The following is a 21127-nucleotide window of genomic DNA, read 5'->3' as shown; positions in this document are numbered from 1 at the left end:
AAGCCATGGTACTGACCCCCACCCGCACTCTGATGGACCAGGCGGCCGCTGCCGGACGCGGCCAGGGTGCCTTCAACGTGATCCATTTGGAGACCATCGAGGGGCTGGTGGCTGGTGCGGAGCTTGCCGGCCAGCCGCTGATCCTGCAGATTTCCGAAAACTGCGCCCGCTACCACGGCTCATTGAAGCCGCTTGCACTGGCGGCACTTTCCGCCGCGGAGCAGGCGGGCACTCCGATCGCCGTGCATCTTGACCATGCCGAGGATGAACAGTTGGCGGTCCAAGCGGTGGAGTTGGGCTTCGGATCGGTGATGTTCGACGGCGGCGCGCTGGACTACGCCGACAATGTCGCGGCCACGCAGCGGGTGGTGGACCATGCCCACCGGTATGGCGTCTACGTGGAAGCGGAGTTGGGGGAGGTGGGGGGCAAGGACGGCGCGCACGCGCCCGGCGTGCTGACCGATCCCGGCGAAGCCGCAGCCTTCGTGGCGGCCACCGGCGTCGACGCCCTCGCCGTCGCCGTCGGCTCCTCCCATGCCATGACCGAACGCAACTCGGCCCTGGACCTGGAGCGGATTCGGCGGCTGAAGGCCGCACTGGGGGTTCCGCTGGTGCTGCATGGCTCCTCCGGAGTTCCCGACGCGGCGATTGTGGCGGCAATCGCGGCCGGGATGACCAAAATCAACGTCTCAACACACCTGAACGGTTTCTTTACCCGGGCACTCCGCGACTATCTGGATACCAATCCATCGGTGGTGGACCCGCGGAAGTACCTGTCGGCCGGCAGGGCGGCTCTGGTGCCGGAGGCGGCGCGGCTGCTGCAATTGTTTTCCGCAGGGGTTCCCGCTGGACTCTAAGATGGAACGGACCGCCGTGAGGCAGAGCAAGGAGCTCCATGAACCGCACCGAACGGCTTAATGCCATCCTTGACCTTTTAGCTGGGGCTGGCCAAGTGGAGGTGGACGACATTGTTTCCACCCTTGGCGTTTCACCGGCAACGGCGCGGCGCGATCTGGACTCGCTGGCCAGCGAACGTCTGCTGACGCGCACCCGCGGCGGGGCCACCCACGGTTCGGTGGCCTACGACTTGCCGGGCCGTTACAACAGGGACGACCACGGCGAGCAGAAACAACAAATTGCGCTGGCCGCCAGCGGACTGATTCCAAAGGGTGCCGTGATCGGTCTTTGCGGCGGCACCACAAGCACCGCACTGGCCCAGGTGCTCTCCACCCGAGCGGATTTGATGGAGCCCTCCAACCGGCCGACACTGACGGTGGTTACGAACGCCATCAACATTGCGGCTCAATTGGCGGTGCGTCCGAACTTCAAAATCATGGTCACCGGCGGCGTGGTGAATCCGCGGTCCTATGAACTGGTGGGCCCTTATACCGACATCATTTTGCAGAAGGTGGCCCTGGACTTCGCGTTCATCGGGGTGAACGGCATTGATCCCCAGGTGGGACCCACCGTGAACGACGAAGGGGAGGCCACCGTTAACTCCCTGATGGCACGCCGTGCGTCCGAGGCCTTCCTGCTGGCCGATTCGTCCAAAATTGGCCAGCGCTCGTTCGCGACGATGGAAGGCTACCATTTCCACAAACTCATCACCGACGGTGGCATCAGCCCGGATCAGCGGCAGACCTTCGAGGAGAACGGCATCGAGGTGCTGGTGGCGCCGTTCAGCTCGTAGCCGGTCCGGTTGCCAGTGAGGGCTCATCGGGCATCGAAAGCGTCAGGACCGCCTCCTCGATCAGCGGATTTTCCTCCAGTTCACGTTCCACCCGACGGAGCTCGACGGCGACATGGGATTCGGTGAAGTCGCCCTTCATGTCTACGGCGGCCACCAGATACAGCTTCTCCGGGCCGACGAACTCCAGATGGATGTACGTCACCCGGTCAATCTCCGGCCGCTTGAGGAGCAGCTCAGTGGCCACCACCTCCACGTCATGCTGAACGGACTGCCCGACCAGGAAACGGCGGTTGCGGTCAATCAGGATCACGGCCACCCCGCCCAGTAGCAGACCGACCAGGATGGATCCCACCGCGTCGGGAACCGGGCTTCCGGTGAGCTGGTGGATCAGTACACCCAGGAAGGCAATCGCCAAGCCCATCAAGGCGGCGGCGTCCTCCGCGAAGACGGCCCGCATCGTGGGATTCGAGCTGGCGGAGACATGCTCAAGGGTGCCGCGGTCCAGCGTTTTTGCCTTCGATCTGGCCTGCCGCCAAGCCTGCAGGAACGAAATGCCTTCTAGTACGAACGAAACCGCCAGCACAACATAGGCGACGATAAAGTCCTCGGCGGGCTCCGGAGCGAAGAGGGACTGGACGCCGTGCATAACGGAAAAGACGGCACCCGCCACGAACAGCCCAAAGGCCGCAAACATGGACCAGACGTAAGCTTCGCGGCCATAGCCCATTGGATGACTTTTATCCCGGGGCTTGCGGGACCGTCGGTCCGCCACCAGCAGGAAAATTTCGTTGCCCGCATCGGACCAGGAGTGGGCCGCCTCGGCCGTCATGGAGGCAGAGCCGGTCAACACGGCGGTAATGGTTTTGGCGATCGCGATCACTAAGTTGACGATGAAGGCCAACACGACTGTGACGGTGCTCTCGCTTTTGCCCTCTTTGCTTTTCTTGCCCTCCTTCTCCGGGTCGCGTTGAAAGAAATCGGCCGTTGCCTCGGTTGTCACAGGTTTCACCACACCATCCTCGGCGCATCAAGCACCGTTCGTGTTTCGCTGATAGGGGACCACTGGGCAAAGGGAGTATCGAGCACATACTTCTCCCGCTGCCGCACCAAGGTTCGTACCTCCGCGTTGCCGGGGTTGTTCAGCGATTCGAAATATTCCACTGACCAGTGGAACCACCGCATACAGAACAGCCGCATGGTCAGCCCATGGGTGACAAGCAAGGTATTGGGGGCGTAGCTCGGTTTGGACCAGTGCCTGTAGAGGGTCTCCATGAATGATGAAATACGGTCGTAGACATCGGAGCCCGACTCGCCCTCCCGGAAACGGTAGAAGAAGTGGCCATAGGCATTGCGCAGTTCTTTTTGGTCCGCGATGTCCAGCTGATTCTGGAAGTTCGCCCAGTCCTGCTCCCGCAGCCGCGGCTCCTCGATCACCCGGTCCACCAGCGTTCCCAACTGCAGCGCCTCCAGTGTTTCGTAGGCGCGCAGGTACGGGGAGACATAGACGCAGACCTTTTCGCCGGCCAGCCTGCTGCGGACTTCGTCACCGGCAGCCGATGCCTGCTCCCGCCCCAGTTCCGCGAGCGGAATCCGGTAATCGGGAACCCGGTTGTAGATGCTCTGGTCAAGATTAGCCTCCGACTGGCCGTGGCGGATCATGATGATCTGGCGTGGAGCACTCATAGATGCCAGCTTACTGATAGAAGCCGCTGCGGATCTTCAGGAAAAACGGGCAGGATGGGAGGTATGCGCAAAGGTACCCCGGCGGCTTCCGCAGCCGCTCAGTCAACCGGCCCAGCTCAGTCAACCGGCACGGCGGCGACAACCGGCACAACAGTGTCCTCCACCGGTTCGGGCTCCAAGGCTGGCAAGGGAAGGATCCGTGCCGAAGTCTGGATCATACTGGGACTCTCGCTCGGGCAATCGGCGGTGTACGCCGTCGTCCAATTGCTGGACAAACTAAGCCGGGCACCGCTGGCGCAGGGCACTTCCACACTCAATGTTCCGCAGAGCAACCGTGGATATTTCGACTTGACTTACCAACTGCTGGGCATCGGTTTCGCGCTGGTGCCCGTGGCGCTGGTGCTCTACCTGCTCTGGCAGCCTGGCCGCTCCGCGTTCGAACGGCTCGGGTTCACGCTGAAGCGGCCGGGTCGGGATGTGCTTTGGGGACTCGCACTCTTCGTGGCCATGGGCTTACCCTCGCTGGGACTATATGCCGTGGGGCGTGCGCTGGGCATCACCACGGAAATAATCCCGAGCGCCCTGAATGCCTACTGGTGGACCATCCCGGTTCTCGTCATTTCTGCTGTCCGGCACGCCGTGGTGGAGGAGGTCATTGTGGTTGGCTATCTGCTGGACCGCTTCGGTAAATTTGGCTGGTCCACCGCCGCCTCCATCCTGACCAGTTCGCTGCTGCGGGGCAGCTACCATCTTTACCAGGGATTTGGGCCGTTCCTGGGAAACTTTGTGATGGGGCTGGTCTTCTGCTGGTTCTACCGGCGTTATGGCCGCGTCATGCCGCTGGTGATAGCCCATGCCCTGCTCGACAGTGCGGCCTTCGTTGCCGGTCCCGCCCTGGGCCTTGGCTGACCCTCCACCACACCTTTGCCGTTCCGCCAGCAGCACCTGCGATGTTGGTTCGCCCGGGAGCCCCGTGTGTGCGTGGTCGCCACAATGAAGGCACCGCGGATCAACCCGTGAATCGGAGACGTCGTCGGCTTAAGTCATGGACTAATAAAGATGACGCAAAACGGGGAGGGACGCGCGGGGTCAGTGGAGCGGGTTAGAGGGTCACGAACCCATCGGCGGTTTCGAAGGTGACGCTCATGATGCCGGGATTGCCGTGCGGAGCAATCCATTCCACGGCCACGTCGTCCAGGGGTTTCTCCACGGGTTCGCCCAGCCACTCGGTGACGCGTGCGGCGGATCCCGCGATGGTCAGCTTGGCGAGTTTTACGCTGCTGGGACGTGCCAGCGAAGGGTGCAGTTGGGGATCGCCTTCCCACTTGAGCAGGTAGGGGACCTGGGGGTCCGCGATCAGGCCCTTAATGCCGATCTGCTGCCAGATCAGCTCCTGGCCGTCGGGGAATTTCCGGTTGCCGGGAACTGCGCTGCGGCCCAGTCGTTGTTCAAACTGTGACAGGTCGTCAACCGCAACGCACCAGCCCATCCAGCCGCCGCCGGTGGCGGAGCGGGCGCGAACGGCCTGCCCAAAGGGTGCCTTGTCCGAGGCTGGATGATCCAACACCTCGACGACTTCCAAATAATGGTGGTCCGTCAGCGGGATAATCATATTTCGGGTACCGAATCTGGGGTGGACACCACCCCGGATTGCTTCAATGCCCAAGGCGGAGGCAATTCGCTCGGTTGTGGCGGCCAGGCCATCTGATTCACAGGCGTAAGAGACATGATCCATGCGCATGCCATCATCTTGGCACTTTGTGAGGTGGGTCTCGACTTAGGCAAGCCTTACTGTCGCCGGGCCCTATTTTCCGTCCAGTCCGGCGGGGATGTGGTCCTGCGGCCATGGCCATTTCGCCCAGAACCTCGTGTGCCGGAACGTCCCGACACGACGGCGGTCCTTGCCGGTGCTGAGCGCCGTTCCACCCTCCCGCGATGCCCGGAAGGCGAACCAGGCCAGTGGGTGCCGGCCGCCCTTGCGGTAGACGCGGTGCGGTACCGCGGGACCGCCGGCGCCGGAGTAGCCGGCGGCCGCACACACGCTGGGCAGCAGGACGTCGGCAGCACGGGCATAGCCCATGGCGCTTGGGTGCATGCTGTCAGTGGAGAACATGACCTTGGGATTGCGGCGGAACAGCGGCCCAACAGTGTCCGCCAGCGAGACGGTGCGGCCGCCGTGGCGCAGCACAACGATCGTTTGCGTCGTCGCCAGCAGACGGCTGAGCCAGTGGGCGAAAAACCGCAGCGGCTGGAAAAACGGACGCACCGTCCCCATATCCGGGCAGGTGGCAACGACCACCTGGCAGCCGGTGCGGCGAAGATCCTGGACCGCATGGGAGAGATGCTGCGCCGCGGCAGCGATGCTTTGCGGGTGCATGACGTCATTGCCGCCGATGACAATAACTGCGACCGAGGGCCGGGGTACCCGATGCGCCAGCTCCTGCAGCTGAAGCGGCAGGTCATGGGACTCGCTGCCGATGGCGGCCACATTATGCAGTCTGACGGGCCGGTGGGAGGCATCGGCCAGACCCTCGGCAACATGGTAGCCGATGGTCCGTTCCGGGGAGCCGGCTCCAACGCCGACGGCCAGCGAATCACCCAGCAGCGCAAGCTCCAACGCGTCGCCGTCGTGCTCCCCGCCGAACAACACCGGTTCGGGCGCTTCCTGAACCGCGTAGGCGATGGTCAATTTGCGCCGGGCCCACAGGCCTTCCACGACGGTGATGGCACTCACAGCCACAGTTGCGCCCGCAGCGGCACCCAGCACCGCCGCGGCGGCACGCAGCACGCGGGCAGGGGCTACAGCCACCGAGTGACTTCCGGGAGCAGCGTTGTTCAGCGCCACACAGTCCCCCCTCCGCCGGAAACTTTTTCGCCCGCTACGAACCTTCCCCGGCAGCAGACTTTTCGCCGTCCAACTCGTGGCAGATGCTGCTGCTGAGGGTATAGAGGTCCCGACGGGAGATGGCCGAGAGGTCCGAGGGAAGATGCTCGTTTCGATGCCGGGCGGCAATCACCGAGCCCGCGCCATCGCCGGGAGCCGCGCTGGCCAAGCGCGAAGCCAAATGGGGTTTACGAACCTGACTATCCATGGGAGTCCCTCCACAGCAGATTTCCGAGGGCAACGACTTAACCCACATAAGACTATAAAGGCGCGCGCGAATGCACAATAGCGCCCGCGACCGGCTCAGTGGAGGGACACGCCAGAGGCACGTCATATTTCCTCACATTCTTGCGTGGATGGCAGCGGTATTTCACACTGGATGAAGGTCATGAGTGTCAGCGTCAAGCCCCGGCTCGCTGACCGGCAACCCTCCACCGCGGCGGGGTGCCCCGGGTGAAGACCAGGCCTTAGCCGTATGGCTAAGCGCAAGCGCGGGTCCCACGGCCCATTCACGCCCGGCAGGGCCCGCCCCGCCGCCGAAGCGGAACGTGGTGACCCTCAAATATTGAGGAGCCAAATCCATGAGCAACGGCTGGTCTTTCGAAACGCGGCAGATCCATGTGGGCCAGGAGCCCGATTCCGCCACCGGGGCGCGCGCCCTGCCCATTTACCAGACGACGTCGTTCGTCTTTCCCAGCGCCGAGAGTGCTGCGAACCGCTTCGCCTTGGCCGAGCTGGCCCCCATCTATACCCGGATAGGCAATCCGACGCAGGATGCCGTGGAGCAGCGTATCGCCAGCTTGGAGGGAGGGGTCGCGGCACTGCTGCTGTCCTCCGGGCAGGCCGCATCGACGCTCGCTGTGCTGAACATTGCCCAGAATGGTGATCACGTCGTGGCCAGTCCGAGTGTTTACGGCGGCACCTACAACTTGTTCGCGCACACGCTGAAGAAGTTCGGGATTGAGGTCACTTTCGTGGCGGATCCGGACAATCTGCAGCACTGGCGGGACGCGGTCCGGCCCAACACGAAGCTGTTCTTCGGCGAGGTCGTTTCCAATCCGCGCCAGGACGTGCTGGATCTCGAGGGGGTCAGCGCTGCGGCCCACGCGGCGGGCGTTCCGCTGCTGGTGGACAATACACTGGCCACGCCCTACCTTATCCGCCCGCTCGAGTGGGGTGCCGACGTCGTCATTCATTCCGCGACCAAGTACCTGGGCGGGCACGGCACGGCTATTGCCGGCGTGATCGTCGACGGCGGCAAGTTTGACTACACGAAGGATCCGGAGAAGTTCCCGGCGTTCAACACGCCGGATGAGAGCTATAACGGCCTGGTCTACGGCCGCGACTTGGGTGAGGGCAGTCCGCTGGGGGCCAATCTGTCCTACATTCTCAAAGCCCGCGTGCAGCTGCTGCGCGACCTGGGATCCGCCGTCGCGCCCTTCAACGCCTTCCTGATAGCACAGGGCCTGGAAACGCTGAGCCTGCGGGTGGAACGGCACGTGGAAAACGCGGCCAAGGTGGCACGCTGGCTGGAGTCCAACGAGAATGTGGAATCAGTGGCCTACGCTGGTCTGCCGTCCAGCCCCTGGTATGAGCGGGGGCGCAAATATGGACCGCGTGGCACCGGTGCGGTGGTGGCCTTCAATATCCGCGGTGGCCTCGAGGCGGGCAAGCGGTTCGTGGACGGCCTGGAGCTGCATTCCCATGTGGCCAACCTCGGTGATGTGCGCTCACTGGTTATCCACCCGGCCTCCACCACGCACGCGCAGCTAAGCCCCGAGCAGCAGCGGGCGGCGGGGGTCAATCCCGGTCTGGTTCGGCTTTCGGTGGGGCTGGAAAATATTGTCGATATCCTGGCGGATCTGGAGGCCGGTTTCCGGGCGGCCAAAGCGGCGTGAGCACGACGACGGCGGCGGGAATCGGCGCAGGAACCCGGCCGCGGCCGGCCAACAACACTCAAGCGAGCCGTGGGCCGGTTGGTGAGGTTCGGTGCGGTGAGATTCGGGCCGTTGATGCGCCGGTCCGCGACGTTCCGGCGGGTGCTCATCCACTGCGGGCTGCGGCGGCTGAACTCCAGTACGCCGGAATCGGGGACTTGGAGTTGGAAGCCGGCGGCCGGCTGCCCCAGGTCAGCATCGCCTTTGAAACGTGGGGCACGCTGAATGAGGATGCCTCCAACGCTGTGCTGGTGCATCATGCGCTCACTGGCAGTTCACACGTCGCGCGCGGGGCCTCGGACGAGGATGGCTGGTGGGAGGGGCTGGTGGGCCCGGGCCGGGCGGTGGACACCGACCGCTATTTTGTGGTGGCCGGCAACATGTTGGGTGGCTGTTACGGCAGCACTGGTCCGTCCAGCATTTCCCCGGACGGGAAGCCATGGGGGTCGCGGTTCCCGGCCGTCTCGGTGCGCGACTCGGTTGCGGCGGAGGCCCGGCTGGCGGACCTGCTGGGGATCGGGAATTGGTTCGCCGTGCTGGGTGGTTCCCTCGGCGGAGCACGGGCCCTGGAGTGGGCAGTGACCTATCCGGAGCGGGTACAACGCTGCGCGGTGATCGCGTCCTGTGCGGCCAGTACGGCGGAACAGATCGCGTTTGCACAGGCTCAGCTGCTTGCGATCCGACAGGACCCCTCCTTTGCCGGCGGGGACTACTACGACGGCGCCCCGCCAGCCGCCGGGCTCGGACTGGCCCGGCGGATCGCGCACATCACCTACCGGTGTGAGGCTGAACTCTCCGAGAGGTTCGGCAGGAGCCGACAGCCCGGCAAGGACCAGGCCCAAGGGCAGGGTCGGGACCAGGAGCAGGGCCAGGCCCAAGGGCAGCCGGAAGGACCATTTCAGGTGGAAAGTTATCTGGACCACCAGGCCGAAAAGCTGGCCGGGCGCTTTGATGCCAACAGCTATGTGGCAATCACCGAGGCGCTGATGGGTCACGATATCGCCCGCGGCAGGGGGACATTGAAGCAGGCATTGGGGGCTGCCGCGGGCATTGAGTTCCTGGTCGCAGCGGTGACGACGGACCGGCTGTACCTGCCCGGGCAGTCGCGCCTGCTGGCCGCGGCTCTGCCCGGAAGCGTGCCCGTGCACATGGTCGAGTCCCGGATGGGTCACGACGGTTTCCTGACTGAGACCACCAAGGTGGGGCAGCTGTTGCGGCAGCGCTTCTTCCCCACCTAAGCATCCCGAACGTGCCACCGGTGGGCGAAAGTGGAAGGCGCCGCCGACGGGGGATTCCGGGACGGGGAGCGGTCGTGGAAAGATGGAGTCATGACCGAAACGACTCCCGCCGAAGCCCTCGCCGCCGCTGATCTGACCGCCACCGAAGGCGTCCCGGCCCCGGCCGCGCTGTGGTCGCGGCCGCCCGGGGAGCGTGCGGGAACGCCGCTGCTGGTGATGCTGCACGGTTACGGGTCGGATGAAGCCGATCTCTTCGGCCTGGCCGAGCTGCTGCCGCCGGAATTCACTCTCGCCTCGGTCCGTGGTCCGGCCGCCGCCGGGGCAGGACACGCTTGGTTCCCGCTGCGGTCGGACATCTCGTACTCACTGGAGAGTGTCAAGGCGGCGACGGCGGAACTGGCTCGCTGGATCGATGCCGTTGGCGGGCAGCACAGCAGCGTCACCCTTTTCGGGTTCTCGCAGGGAATGTGCATGGCCACGTCGCTGGCGCGCCACCGCCCGCACGACTACGCCGCCGTCGTCGGCCTGTCCGGCTTTGCCGTCGAGCTGGACCCCGCCAATGAATCGGACGACTTTTTTCGCGACTCGGAATTGGCCGGCGTGGAACTGCCGGTCTTCTGGGGCCGGGATCAGGCCGATCCGGTCATTCCGGCGCCCTCGATCGAATACACGAACAGCTGGCTGCGCGGCCACAGCCAGCTGACCAAGGTGTTGTACACCGGGATCTGGCACGGCATCAATGCCCAGGAGATGGGCCACGTGCGCGAATTCCTGACCGCCACGGTGCTCGCCTCCGCAAACTAGGTGGCAGCAGGTGCACTCAAAGACGCTAATGAGTGCATCAGCTGACACCTGGTTGGGGAGGCGGGTCAGGGCGCCGTGATCCGGACGGTTTCGCCGTTGACCGTTACGGTGTCCCCGGCCCGGAGCTGCCGGCCCCGGCGTTCGTCAATTTCGCCATTGACCATCACCAGCCCGTTCTTGATCAATTCCGCCGCTTCCACCCCGTCCTCCGCCAGGTTGGCCAGCTTCAACAACTGACCCAGTCGGATCATGTCGTCGCGGATCGCAATGTCCACCGTGTCTTTAATACCCATACAGCAATGATGCCCCATCGCCATCTTGCCCGGAGTCGGGAAACCCACTGCGGCGGGGATGGCTGCCCGGAGGCGGGAAAGCCGGAGCGACTGGGATGGCTGCGCGGAGTCGGGAAAGCCGGTGCGGCTGGGAGGGACGCGAACGATGAAGCGGGGCTACGCTTCCAACGGAGGTGGAAGATGGAGCGCACACTGTTCGTCGGGAGCTACACCGAGCCCGGCAACGTGGCCGAAGGAGGCATAGCCGCGGGTGACGCCGCTGCGGGGGCGGTAGGCATCACTGCTGTGCGGATCGGCGACAACGGCCTGCTGACCTCGGTGCGCGCGCGCAGCAAGGCCGTGCAGTCCGTTGGGCAAGCAGGTGAATCCGGCGGCAACGTTGTCCATCCGGGCGCGGGCGCCCAGACTGCTGTGCGGAACGGATCCGTCGCCCCGGTGCGCAACGCCTCATTCCTGGCCGTTGATGGTCCCTTCGTTTACGCCGTGGAGGAGTTGGCGGACGGCGCCGTGGTGGCGCTGCACCGCAATAACTTGACCGTGATTTCCCGGGTCTCCAGCGGTGGCAGCGACCCATGCCATCTGGTTTCTTCAGATGGAAACCTCACGGTGGCCAATTATGGCTCCGGGACTGTCGCCGTCGTTCCGGTACGCGGCGGCGAGTTGGCTGCAGCGATCGAGCTGACTGGAGAACCAGGCTGTGGGCCGGTGCAGGACCGGCAGGCCAGCCCGCACGCCCACCAGGTGACGGTAACGGGCTGGGGCACGGTGCTGGTCTGCGATCTCGGAGCCGACCGGGTGGACGAATACGGCGGGGGTACCGATGGCCGGTTGGTCCTGCTGACCAGCGTGCGGTTGCCACCGGGTACGGGACCACGGCATCTGGTGCTGATTCCGGACGGGCTGCTGGTGGTCGGGGAGCTGGACGCGCGGCTGCACCATATTGGCCGCTTCGGACACGGTTGGCAGTGGCTGGCCGCGACATCGATCGTCGATCCGTCTCATCCGGCACTGTCCAGCGCCGATGGCGTGTACCCCTCGCACCTGGCCCTCTCCGCAGATGGCTCCCTGCTGTACGTGGCAATTCGCGGACGGGACTCGATCTCGGTGCTGGACGTTTCCGGAATGCGTGTCCCTCGAGGCACAGGCCGCCTCACTGCCGCCAATGCGGGTGACTCCGGTGCCGGCGGGAGCACCGAACGTAAGACCGGGTTTCCGCCGCGGTTGTTGGCGGAGGTTCCCTGCGGAGGGCACTGGCCGCGGCACTTCACCCTGTCCGGTCAGTCCACCCCGGCGGACACCGGGAAAGACGTTGATGAGCGCACTGACGACCGCACTACCAAGCCCACTTCTACCAAGCCCGCTACCACGCCCGCTGGGAACAGCGGCCACACCGACAATGACGGCAAGAACGCTGCCGATGGTTGGCTCTATGTGGCCAACGAGCGCTCGCATCAGATCAGTGCCTTTGCCCTCGGTGTGGATGGGGTTCCCGAACCGGTTCCACGGCAACAGTTCGCCATCAACGCTCCGGCGTGCCTCGTCGTCGGCTAGCAGTCGTCGGCTAGCCGTCGTCGGCTGGCATCTGGCGGCAGCATGCCCGGCTCCGGCGCCGGTAGGCTAGGATGTGAAGTTCGCCGGTAAGGCCTCGGCAGAGTCCGTGGCCGCGGGACATCCTCATGATCCGGCCGCGATTTTCCTTCGGGCCAATGTGCCCGTGCTCCAGGCGGACCGCACCCAGCGGCCCCGCGACGCTCCTAGAAAGGGACACTGCCGCCATGGCAAATAAATCCTCACTTGACCCGATCATTTCGCTGGCCAAGCGCCGCGGTTTCGTTTTTCAGGCCGGTGAAATCTATGGCGGCACGCGGTCGGCATGGGACTATGGTCCCCTCGGCGTGGAGCTGAAGGAAAACATCAAGCGCCAGTGGTGGCAGGCCTTCGTCCGCGGACGCGAGGACATGGTTGGACTGGACTCCTCCGTCATCCTGCCCAAGGCCGTCTGGGAAGCCTCCGGCCATGTGGAAACCTTCACCGACCCGCTGGTCGAATCACTGCACACGCACAAGCGTTACCGGGCCGACCACCTCATCGAGGCCTACACCGCGAAGCACGGCCACCCTCCGGTCAACGGTCTGGCCGACGTTAAGGACCCGGAAACCGGCCAGGATGGCCAGTGGACGGAGCCGCAGATGTTCTCCGGCCTGATGAAAACCTTCCTGGGCCCGGTGGACAACGAGGCCGGTCTGGAATATCTGCGTCCGGAGACCGCGCAGGGCATTTTCGTGAACTTCAACAACGTGCTGACCACCTCGCGCAAGAAGCCACCGTTTGGCATTGGCCAGATCGGGAAGGCTTTCCGCAACGAGATCACGCCCGGGAACTTCATCTTCCGCACCCGTGAATTCGAGCAGATGGAGATTGAGTTCTTCACGGCTCCGGAGGACGCTGGCCAATGGTTCACGCACTGGGTCGATGCCTGCTGGAACTGGTTTGTGGACCTGGGCATCAACCCGGACAACCTGCGCAAGTTCGATGTTCCAAAGGAAGACCGGGCGCACTACTCAGCTGGCACCATCGACGTCGAATACCGCTTCGGATTCCAGGGTTCGGAGTGGGGTGAACTGATGGGTATAGCCAATCGCACCGACTTCGACCTGGGCAGCCACTCGAAGGCCTCCGGCACGGAATTGAGCTATTTCAACCAAGCCAGCGGCGAACGCTTCACGCCATACGTGATTGAGCCGTCATTCGGCCTGACCCGTTCCATGATGGCCTTCCTTGTCGACGCTTACAGCGAGGACGAAGCTCCGAATGCCAAGGGCGGTGTCGACAAGCGCACCGTGCTGCGGCTGGACCCGCGGCTGTCGCCGATCAAGGCGGCCGTCCTCCCGCTGAGCCGCAATGAGGACCTTTCACCCAAGGCCCGCGAACTGGCCGCGAAGCTGCGGCAGCACTGGAACATTGATTTCGACGACGCCGGCGCCATCGGCCGCCGCTACCGCCGCCAGGATGAAGTCGGAACTCCGTTCTGCATCACAGTGGACTTCGACACCCTCGAGGATCAGGCGGTGACCATCCGCGAGCGGGACACAATGGCGCAGGAACGTGTGCCGCTGGAAAAGGTCCAGGGCTACCTCGCGGCCCGGCTGCTCGGGGTCTGACATGGCGCTGAACTACAGGCCCTGGCGCGACGGCGATGATCTGGCCCTGAATGAACTGTGGGGTGATCCGGAGACTGCCCAGAGTGGGCAGTTCCGGGCCGCACTCGCACCGTCTTCACCCGGTCAGCCCGACGACGGAAGCGGCTCAATCCCTTGGCGCCGCTGCATTGTGGCCGAGGATCAGGGGATTCCGGTGGCCGCGGCAGTGGTCTAGGAGGCCGCGCTGCATCCGGAGCGGCTTTGGGCCTATGTGGAGGTGGCGAAGGATCAGCGCCGTGCCGGCCTCGGCGCCACGCTGGTGACCATGTTGCGCCGGGAGGCGGAGCAGGCTGCGGCTGCAGGCAGCATTGGTGCCCGGCTGTTGCGCACTAAGGTGGAGCCGGACACGGCCGGTGCGGCGTTTGCCGGCGCCATGGGGCTGCAGATCCGCCAGCGCAGCCGTCTCGTCGTGGTCAGTCCGGGAGCCCTGAGACTGCCCGTCTTTGGCGACGGCAGCGAGGGAGCTGCCACCGCCAGGGTGCAGGACCTGGCCACCGGATCTGTGGAGCTGACCGACGTCGTCCGGCGGTACTACAGTTCGATCCACGCCTGGGATCCCACCGGTGAGATGTCGGTTGGCACCGTCCAGCGGTTGTTCTTGGATGATTTATCCGGGGCTCATGGTGCGATTGTGCTGCGCGGGGAGGCCTCCAGCGCTTTCGGCGCCGCGGTGCAGCCCACCCGGAAGGGCCGGGTCCACGCCTTCGCCATCAGCTACGCCGAGCCGGCCGGAGAGCAGAGCGCGGCGCCCACTGACGTTTTCCTGGGACATGAACCGTCGCTGCCGGAGCAGGACGCGGCGGAGGCTGTCCGCGACCTGCTCGCTCTGCTGGCCCACCAGTACCCTGTGGTGCTGGAAGTCGACGACTCTATGTTGGCGGTCCGCGCCGTCGTCGAACCGTTGCTCGCCGCGGGGAAGGCTGCCGTCCAGGGTGCACAAACGCTGATCGTCACCGACTGACCGGCCGGCCGCGCCCTCCGAACGTCCCAGCCGCAGGGCTCCAGGATTTGCCGACGTTTGAGAGAATTGGACTGTGACTGTTACAGACCTGCCCGCCAGCGCCACGAAACTTGAGCTGCCGCCGCTGAAGCTGGGCAATATTACCGTGGATACCCCGGTGGTGCTGGCGCCGATGGCAGGCATCACCAACACCGCCTTCCGCCGACTCTGCCGCGAGTACGGCGGCGGCCTTTACGTCTCCGAGATGGTCACCTCGCGTGCGCTGGTGGAGCGGACGCCGGAGTCGATGCGGATCATTGCGCACGACGACGACGAAAAGGTCCGCTCGGTGCAGCTGTACGGCGTGGACCCGGAAACGGTGGGCCGGGCGGTGCGGATGCTGGTGGAGGAGGACAGGGCGGACCATATCGACCTGAATTTCGGCTGTCCAGTCGCCAAGGTGACCCGCAAGGGTGGGGGAGCCGCGCTGCCGTGGAAGACCGACCTCTTCACCGGCATCGTGCAGACCGCGGTCCGCGAGGCCGCCAAGGGAAACGTGCCGCTGACCATCAAAATGCGCAAGGGCATCGACGATGACCACCTGACTTACCTGGAAGCCGGACGGATGGCCCGGGACGCCGGCGTGGCCGCCGTCGCGCTGCATGGACGGACAGCGTCCCAGTTCTAGTCCGGCCAAGCCGATTGGTCCGCCATCGCCAGGCTGCGCGAGGCGCTGCCCGACGTTCCGGTGCTGGGCAACGGGGATATCTGGTCCGCGGAGGACGCGATCCGGATGGTCCGGGACACCGGAGTGGACGGTGTGGTCATCGGCCGCGGCTGTCAGGGCCGGCCATGGCTGTTCGGGGATCTGATGGCCGCCTTCGAAGGCAGCGACGCCCGGCACAAGCCCGGCCTCAAAGAGGTCTCGGACAGCGTCTACAGGCATGCACAGCTGCTGATCGATACCTTCGGCGAGGAGGACAAGGCCCTCCGCGACATCCGCAAGCACATGGCTTGGTATTTCAAGGGCTATGTTGTCGGTGGCGAGCTCCGCGCAAAGCTGGCCACCGTACCGACGTTGGAGGTGCTGCGCGGGCTGTTGGACCAGCTCGACGAGGACGCGCCCTACCCGGGAGCCGACGCCGAGGGCCCCCGCGGCCGCGCCGGGACGCCAAAGCGGACCGCACTGCCGGAGGGGTGGCTGAAGGAACGCACCCTCAGTTCGTCGCAGCAAAGCGATATAGCCGGCGCGGAGCTGGACGTTTCCGGTGGCTGAGCCGGCCCAGCCCGGATTGGGAGGGTGGGTGCAGGAAATCCACGCCAGTCCCTACACCGATTCTGATGCCCAGCGCTGGGTGCCGGAACCGCCGAAAAACAGCTATCGATCGCCATTCGAGCGGGACCGGGCGCGGGTGCTGCACTCCTCGGCTTTGCGCCGGCTGGGAGCCAAAACGCAGGTGGTGGCACCGGATACTGATGACTTTGTCCGGACCCGGCTCACGCACAGCCTGGAAGTGGCTCAGGTAGGACGCGAACTGGGCCGCGCCCTGGGTTGTGACCCGGATGTGGTGGACACCGCGTGCCTTTCCCATGACCTGGGGCATCCGCCCTTCGGCCACAACGGTGAATCCGCCCTCAACGACCTGGCGCACGCCATTGGCGGCTTCGAGGGTAACGCCCAGACGCTGCGGCTGCTCACCCGGCTGGAACCCAAGGTGCTCGATCACCGTGGCGATCCCGCTGGCCTGAACTTGAGCCGGGCCAGCCTGGACGCGGCCTGCAAGTATCCGTGGGCGGCCGCCGACGCCCCCGTCATCCACGGCAGCCGGAGCAGCAAATTTGGCGCCTATCAGGACGATCTGCCGGTCTTTGAGTGGCTGCGGGCAGGATCTCCCGATGGCCATTCCTGCATCGAGGCCCAAGTCATGGACCTGGCCGATGACATCTCGTATTCCGTGCACGATGTGGAGGACGCCATCGTTGCCGGGCACTTCCAGCTGAAGTGGCTGGACAACCCGGACCAGCGCAGCCGGGTGATTGGCTATACCCAGCAGTGGTACCTGCCGCACGCGGATTCCGTGGCAATCGACGAAGCTCTGCGCCGCTTGGAGGCAACTGATGTCTGGGTCCGTCACGCGGACGGCAGCCGTGCCTCGATGGGTGCCCTGAAGAACATGACCAGCCAGCTGATCGGCCGTTTCTGCCAACGCGCATTGGACACAACCCGGTCCATCTACGGTCCGCAGCCGCTGATCCGTTATGCGGCGGACGTGATTGTGCCCGAAGAGACCGTGCTGGAGATCGCCGTGATGAAGGGTCTGGCCACCACCTTTGTGATGACCACCGATCACCGGCAACCGATCTACCAGCGCCAGCAGGATGTGCTTCGCGGCCTGGTTTCAGCGCTCAGTGCCACGGGCGAACAGCATCTGGAGACGATGTTCGCCTCCGACTGGCGGCAGGCAGCCGACGACGGTGCCCGGCTGCGTGTGGTCATCGACCAGGTCGCCTCCCTGACCGATGTCTCCGCGCTGGCCCTGCACGAACGCCTGGTTGGCACCCGGCCCACCCTGCTCTGATTCATTCCCGCCAGGGCCGTCCCTGGCGGAAATTCCATACATCGCGTGTGCCGCATCCCCTAAACGCGGGCGCGGCCACGGGTCCACTGGCGAACGTTCTCTGGCGAACGTGCACTGCAGCGGATTACAGTTGGGCGATGCCGCTTGATTGGGAACAGGTAGTCATTGACGCAAGAGATCCACAGGCACTTGGCCGGTGGTGGGCCGCCGCCTTGGACTGGATCGTCACGATCGACAGCCATGAAGAGTTCGAGATTCGTCCGACCATGAATTCAACGCCAGGGATGATCTTTCTTCCGGTGCAGGAAAACAAGACAGCAAAGAACCGGGTGCATCCCGATTTCCGGCCCCAAAACCAGCAGGCCGAGGTCGATCGGCTGTTGTTGATGGGCGCACGCCGAGCGGACATCGGTCAAGGCGAACAATCCTGGATCGTCCTGCTCGATCCGGAGGGCAACGAGTTCTGCATCCTCAGCGCCCATGGCAGCTGATGCTCGCCGTTGGTCCCATAGGACCCTTCCCCTTCCGCAAAGGGCAGGTTGCACACCCCCGGCATGTGCACAAGCAATCTGGGATTTTCCTCCGTCGCGTAAACTGGCCAAGTGGCTGGCCTGATCAAACGTGAAGACATTGATGAGGTACGTTCGCGCACGGATATCAAAGAAGTGGTGGACGCCTACGTCACCCTCAAGTCCGCCGGCGTGGGGTCTTTCAAAGGCCTGTGCCCCTTCCACGATGAGCGCAGTCCCTCCTTCCACGTGCGGCCCCAGCTGGGAACCTACCACTGCTTCGGTTGCCAGGAGGGAGGGGATGTTATCTCCTTCGTGCAGAAGATGGACCACGGTTCATTCACCGAAACGGTGGAAAAGCTGGCTGCCCGGATCGGGTTCGAGCTGCACTATGAAGACGGTGGCAGCGGCCCGCGGCGTGAGGAAGTGGGCCGGCGGCAGCGGCTGCTGGATGCGCACAAGATTGCGGCCGAGTTTTTCCGTGAGCAGCTGCTCACCCCCGGTGCGGCGGAGGGCAGGAAATTCCTGCACGAACGCGGCTTCGATCAGAATGCCGCCGCCCATTTCGGGGTTGGGTTTGCCCCACAGGGCTGGGACGGGCTGCTGAAGCACCTGCGCGGGCGCGGCTTCACCGAGGAGGAACTTAAGCTGACAGGCATGTTCAGCGAGGGCGGTTCCGGAAACCAGCGGACCTACGATCGGTTCCGCGGCCGGCTGATCTGGCCCATCCGCGACATCGCGGGGGACACCATCGGGTTTGGTGCGCGCAAACTCTTCGATGAGGACCAAGGACCGAAGTACCTGAACACCCCCGAAACTACGCTCTACAAAAAGTCGCAGGTGCTCTATGGCATCGATCTGGCTAAGCGAAACATCGCCCGGAAGCGCCAGATCGTCGTCGTCGAAGGTTACACCGACGTCATGGCCTGCCATCTGGCCGGTGTGGACACGGCCGTCGCCACCTGCGGAACCGCCTTCGGCACCGAGCACATTAAGGTGGCCCGCCGGCTGCTCGCCGACGACGGCAGCGGCGGCGAAGTGGTCTTCACGTTCGACGGCGACGATGCCGGCCGGAAGGCGGCCTTGAAGGCCTTCGACGAGGACCAAAGGTTTGTGGCGCAGACCTACGTTGCGGTGGAACCCGGTGGTGCCGATCCCTGCGAGCTGCGCCAACTCAAAGGCGATGACGCGGTCCATGCCCTGATCCGCGGACGGCGGCCGCTCTTCGAGTTCGCTATCCGGTCCACGCTGGCAACCTGCGATTTGACCACCGTCGAGGGCCGCGTTCGGGCGCTGCGCGCCTCTGCCCCGGTCGTCGCAGCGATCCGCGACGGCTCCACCCGGATGGGATACAGCCAGGAACTTGCAGGATGGCTGGGCATCGCCGACCCCAACGAAGTGCTCCGTGCCGTCAACTCTGCGCTCAAGCGCGGCACCGGTTCCGGGCAGGCGCCGGTGGCTGGCTCGGGGAGCGTTGCCAGCTCAGGACGGGACCGGAGCTCAGTGGCTCCGGCGCAGCGTAACCAAGGTCAATATGGCGGCGATCGGCGCGGAGACGTCCAGCACAGTCCGAATCAATACGGTTCAAATCAGCACAGCTCAAATCAGCACCGTTCAACTGGTTATGACAGGCCTGATACCCGGGATCCAGCGGCCCGCATGGAACGTGAAGCCCTTGAAGTCGCGCTCCAGCAGCCGGGCCTGCTGGGTACCGAGGACTGGCTGAACTTCTCCGAGGCACAGTTCGCGGTCCCCGCCTACCTGGCGGTCCACAACGCGCTGCGCGCCGTAGGCAATGCCGGTACCTCACCATCACACTGGCTGGAGCAGGTCCGGCAGGAAGTTCCCGAGCCATTGCGGGCGCTGGTATCCGAACTGGCCGTCACTCCGCTGCCCGCCAGCAATCCGGACACGCTGCGCAACTACTGCCTGGACATTATGCGGCGGCTGTTCGAAATGCAGATCACGCGTTTCAAGGCGGAAAAAATGGGTGCGCTGCAGCGGATGGACCCGGTTCAGGATCCGGCCGGATATCAGCAGCTGCAACGTGATCTGATGGAGTTGGAGATCCGTCGCCGTGAGTTGCGCCAGGACTGAGAAATAGCGGAATCAGGGCTTGGCCGCACTGATTTCGCACTGGTGAAAACCTTTGTTATTGTTGAACCTGCGTCATTCCCCTGTAGCTCAATTGGCAGAGCATTCGACTGTTAATCGAAGGGTTGCTGGTTCAAGTCCAGCCGGGGGAGCAGCAAAGTGCCTCCAACCCGCGGAAACGTGGGTCGGAGGCACTTTTCTTTTGAATTGCCGCCGTCCGTGCCCGGCCGGAGAATCTGAAAGCGGGCTTGGCTTGCTCTATTTGCCGTAGGCTCAGCGCAACACCCCTTCCAGGACTGAGAGCAGACGACATGACGAGTGTCCCCCGCTTCCCGAGAATCGCTGGCCGTCTGACGTTCCTCGGGTCCCTAATGCGTCTCTCATTGCCAGGACGCGAGCGGCGCCGTATTCCTGACCCACTTCCGTTTGCTTGGCAGGCGTCCGGCCGATAGGAGACTCACCTAGCCCGGATCGATCACTTTGCGCATGATGCAATGGTTCTTGCCCTTCGGGCGCTGGTAGGCAAATCCGGCACGTTCGAACATGCCGCGGGTGGCGCTGTAGAGGAACGTTGCCGACACTTTTTTACCGGGAGTGTCCTGCGGATATGCCTCAGCCATGCCACCGCCGGCCGCAGCGATGAGCTTAAGTACGCCACCGAGCGCGGCGGACGCGACGCCCGAGCGGCGGGAACGCCTGTCGACAAAGAAGCAGGTGATCCGGTAGTCGGGGAGGACCTCGACCCACTCCAGGTACTCCTTGCGGTGGGCGATCCCGGGAAGTTCGTCCGGGCTGCCGTACTGGGCCCATCCCACCGCAACTTCGCCGTCGAACACGAGAGCGGCGTGGGCGTGGCCCGTCTCGACCAGGCGGCGTTTGAAGTCGCGGGAGTTATCGGCGGATCGGGGTACGGGGCTGGTACCGGGAGCGGAATGCGTTTCCCGGTGGAACCAGGTACACCAGCAGCCGCCCATCCCGGCGCCGTTGTGCCGGGCGCACAGATCGGCGAACGCGTCCCAAGTTTCGCTCGTCAGCGCCTTAGTCTCATACCCGCTCACGATAACGCCCTTCCCGTCGCTCTCAAAGCACCCTGGCCGCCGTGGAAGCCGTTCTTCTGCGCTGGAGTTGCGCTAGGTGCATGGGTCAATAATCGTGGGCCGCTGTTTTTAAAACGCCGAAGGAATAACCTGGCTCTGGTGGGTGTGGCTGGGAGAATTGGGGTATGGATAGTGGCGCCCAGGACGGTCTTTTTGATGAATCAGCGGTTGCGCGTGTG

Annotated in this window: 18 protein-coding genes, 1 tRNA gene, 2 pseudogenes and 1 riboswitch; of the genes and pseudogenes, 14 read left to right on the top strand and 7 right to left on the bottom strand. The window is 64.5% G+C overall.

Going from position 1 to position 21127, the window contains the following annotated elements; translation table 11 throughout:
* Window positions 1-5 precede the first annotated feature (5 nt).
* Together IV498_RS06785 and IV498_RS06780 are read left to right on the top strand one after the other, a co-directional pair.
* Window positions 6-857 carry a class II fructose-bisphosphate aldolase gene (locus IV498_RS06785; protein ID WP_269045802.1) on the top strand — a complete coding sequence of 284 codons (852 nt, stop codon included), beginning with the start codon at window positions 6-8 and terminating at the stop codon, window positions 855-857.
* Between the two features lie 38 nt (window positions 858-895).
* Entirely contained in the window at window positions 896-1690 is a 795-nt protein-coding gene (locus IV498_RS06780) for a DeoR/GlpR family DNA-binding transcription regulator (protein WP_269045801.1), read from the top strand.
* Here IV498_RS06780 and IV498_RS06775 read toward each other — a convergent pair.
* Both IV498_RS06775 and IV498_RS06770 read right to left on the bottom strand, forming a co-directional pair.
* Window positions 1680-2594 carry a cation diffusion facilitator family transporter gene (locus tag IV498_RS06775; RefSeq protein ID WP_269045844.1) on the bottom strand — a complete coding sequence of 305 codons (915 nt, stop codon included), beginning with the start codon at window positions 2592-2594 and terminating at the stop codon, window positions 1680-1682. The two genes, IV498_RS06780 and IV498_RS06775, sit on opposite strands and share 11 nt — an antisense overlap.
* 101 nt (window positions 2595-2695) lie before the next feature.
* Window positions 2696-3373 carry a histidine phosphatase family protein gene (locus IV498_RS06770; RefSeq protein WP_269045800.1) on the bottom strand — a complete coding sequence of 226 codons (678 nt, stop codon included), beginning with the start codon at window positions 3371-3373 and terminating at the stop codon, window positions 2696-2698.
* Between the two features lie 63 nt (window positions 3374-3436).
* Here IV498_RS06770 and IV498_RS06765 point away from each other — a divergent pair, with 63 nt between their 5' ends.
* A complete protein-coding gene (locus tag IV498_RS06765; protein ID WP_269045799.1) occupies window positions 3437-4282 on the top strand; it encodes a CPBP family intramembrane glutamic endopeptidase in 846 nt (281 codons plus the stop codon).
* Window positions 4283-4475: 193 nt separating this feature from the next.
* Here IV498_RS06765 and IV498_RS06760 read toward each other — a convergent pair whose 3' ends face one another.
* The 3 genes from IV498_RS06760 to IV498_RS06750 form a co-directional block, all read right to left on the bottom strand.
* Window positions 4476-5114: a VOC family protein gene (locus IV498_RS06760; protein WP_269045798.1), complete on the bottom strand. Its 639-nt coding sequence runs from the start codon at window positions 5112-5114 to the stop codon at window positions 4476-4478.
* 63 nt (window positions 5115-5177) lie between these two features.
* A complete protein-coding gene (locus IV498_RS06755) occupies window positions 5178-6218 on the bottom strand; it encodes an SGNH/GDSL hydrolase family protein (RefSeq protein WP_269045797.1) in 1041 nt (346 codons plus the stop codon).
* A 34-nt stretch (window positions 6219-6252) separates the two neighbouring features.
* Window positions 6253-6465 (bottom strand): hypothetical protein, encoded by a 213-nt coding sequence (locus IV498_RS06750; RefSeq protein ID WP_269045796.1) that lies wholly within the window; start codon window positions 6463-6465, stop codon window positions 6253-6255.
* A gap of 176 nt (window positions 6466-6641) precedes the next feature.
* Window positions 6642-6755, top strand: a riboswitch (SAM riboswitch).
* Window positions 6756-6838: 83 nt separating this feature from the next.
* Here IV498_RS06750 and IV498_RS06745 point away from each other — a divergent pair.
* From IV498_RS06745 to IV498_RS06735, 3 genes are all read left to right on the top strand, one after another.
* Window positions 6839-8155 carry a bifunctional o-acetylhomoserine/o-acetylserine sulfhydrylase gene (locus IV498_RS06745; RefSeq protein WP_269045795.1) on the top strand — a complete coding sequence of 439 codons (1317 nt, stop codon included), beginning with the start codon at window positions 6839-6841 and terminating at the stop codon, window positions 8153-8155.
* 152 nt (window positions 8156-8307) lie between these two features.
* Window positions 8308-9432, top strand: a complete 1125-nt coding sequence (gene metX, locus IV498_RS06740; protein ID WP_269045843.1) for a homoserine O-acetyltransferase MetX — start codon at window positions 8308-8310, stop codon at window positions 9430-9432.
* Window positions 9433-9564: 132 nt separating this feature from the next.
* Window positions 9565-10236: an alpha/beta hydrolase gene (locus tag IV498_RS06735; protein ID WP_442951308.1), complete on the top strand. Its 672-nt coding sequence runs from the start codon at window positions 9565-9567 to the stop codon at window positions 10234-10236.
* Window positions 10237-10301: 65 nt separating this feature from the next.
* Here IV498_RS06735 and IV498_RS06730 read toward each other — a convergent pair whose 3' ends face one another.
* Window positions 10302-10529, bottom strand: coding sequence for an RNA-binding S4 domain-containing protein (locus IV498_RS06730; RefSeq protein WP_269045793.1), 228 nt, complete (start codon window positions 10527-10529; stop codon window positions 10302-10304).
* A 180-nt stretch (window positions 10530-10709) separates the two neighbouring features.
* Between IV498_RS06730 and IV498_RS06725 the strand changes: the two genes are divergently transcribed.
* The 8 genes and pseudogenes from IV498_RS06725 (at window position 10710) to IV498_RS06690 (ending at window position 20003) form a co-directional block, all read left to right on the top strand.
* Window positions 10710-12080: a lactonase family protein gene (locus IV498_RS06725; protein WP_269045792.1), complete on the top strand. Its 1371-nt coding sequence runs from the start codon at window positions 10710-10712 to the stop codon at window positions 12078-12080.
* 224 nt (window positions 12081-12304) lie between these two features.
* Window positions 12305-13690 carry a glycine--tRNA ligase gene (locus IV498_RS06720; RefSeq protein WP_269045791.1) on the top strand — a complete coding sequence of 462 codons (1386 nt, stop codon included), beginning with the start codon at window positions 12305-12307 and terminating at the stop codon, window positions 13688-13690.
* Between the two features lies 1 nt (window position 13691).
* Window positions 13692-14690 (top strand): annotated as a pseudogene (locus IV498_RS06715) (GNAT family N-acetyltransferase).
* Between the two features lie 73 nt (window positions 14691-14763).
* Window positions 14764-15945, top strand: a pseudogene (dusB, locus tag IV498_RS06710) (tRNA dihydrouridine synthase DusB).
* 16 nt (window positions 15946-15961) lie between these two features.
* The gene (locus IV498_RS06705) at window positions 15962-17248 is read left to right on the top strand and encodes a deoxyguanosinetriphosphate triphosphohydrolase (protein WP_269045842.1); all 1287 of its coding nucleotides are present in this window, start codon (window positions 15962-15964) and stop codon (window positions 17246-17248) included.
* Window positions 17249-17385: 137 nt separating this feature from the next.
* Entirely contained in the window at window positions 17386-17739 is a 354-nt protein-coding gene (locus IV498_RS06700) for a VOC family protein (RefSeq protein WP_269045790.1), read from the top strand.
* Window positions 17740-17850: 111 nt separating this feature from the next.
* Window positions 17851-19854 carry a DNA primase gene (dnaG, locus tag IV498_RS06695; protein WP_269045789.1) on the top strand — a complete coding sequence of 668 codons (2004 nt, stop codon included), beginning with the start codon at window positions 17851-17853 and terminating at the stop codon, window positions 19852-19854.
* A gap of 76 nt (window positions 19855-19930) precedes the next feature.
* A tRNA-Asn gene (locus IV498_RS06690) sits at window positions 19931-20003 on the top strand.
* 309 nt (window positions 20004-20312) lie between these two features.
* On the opposite strand, the gene IV498_RS06685 is transcribed toward IV498_RS06690, so the two are convergent.
* Window positions 20313-20909, bottom strand: coding sequence for a GNAT family N-acetyltransferase (locus IV498_RS06685; RefSeq protein ID WP_269045788.1), 597 nt, complete (start codon window positions 20907-20909; stop codon window positions 20313-20315).
* Window positions 20910-21127: the final 218 nt, after the last annotated feature.

This window comes from Paenarthrobacter sp. Z7-10 (assembly GCF_026932795.1).
Lineage (GTDB): Bacteria > Actinomycetota > Actinomycetes > Actinomycetales > Micrococcaceae > Arthrobacter_M.
The sequence above is the reverse complement of the archived record's forward strand: the minus strand, read 5'-3'. Positions and strand labels throughout refer to the sequence as shown.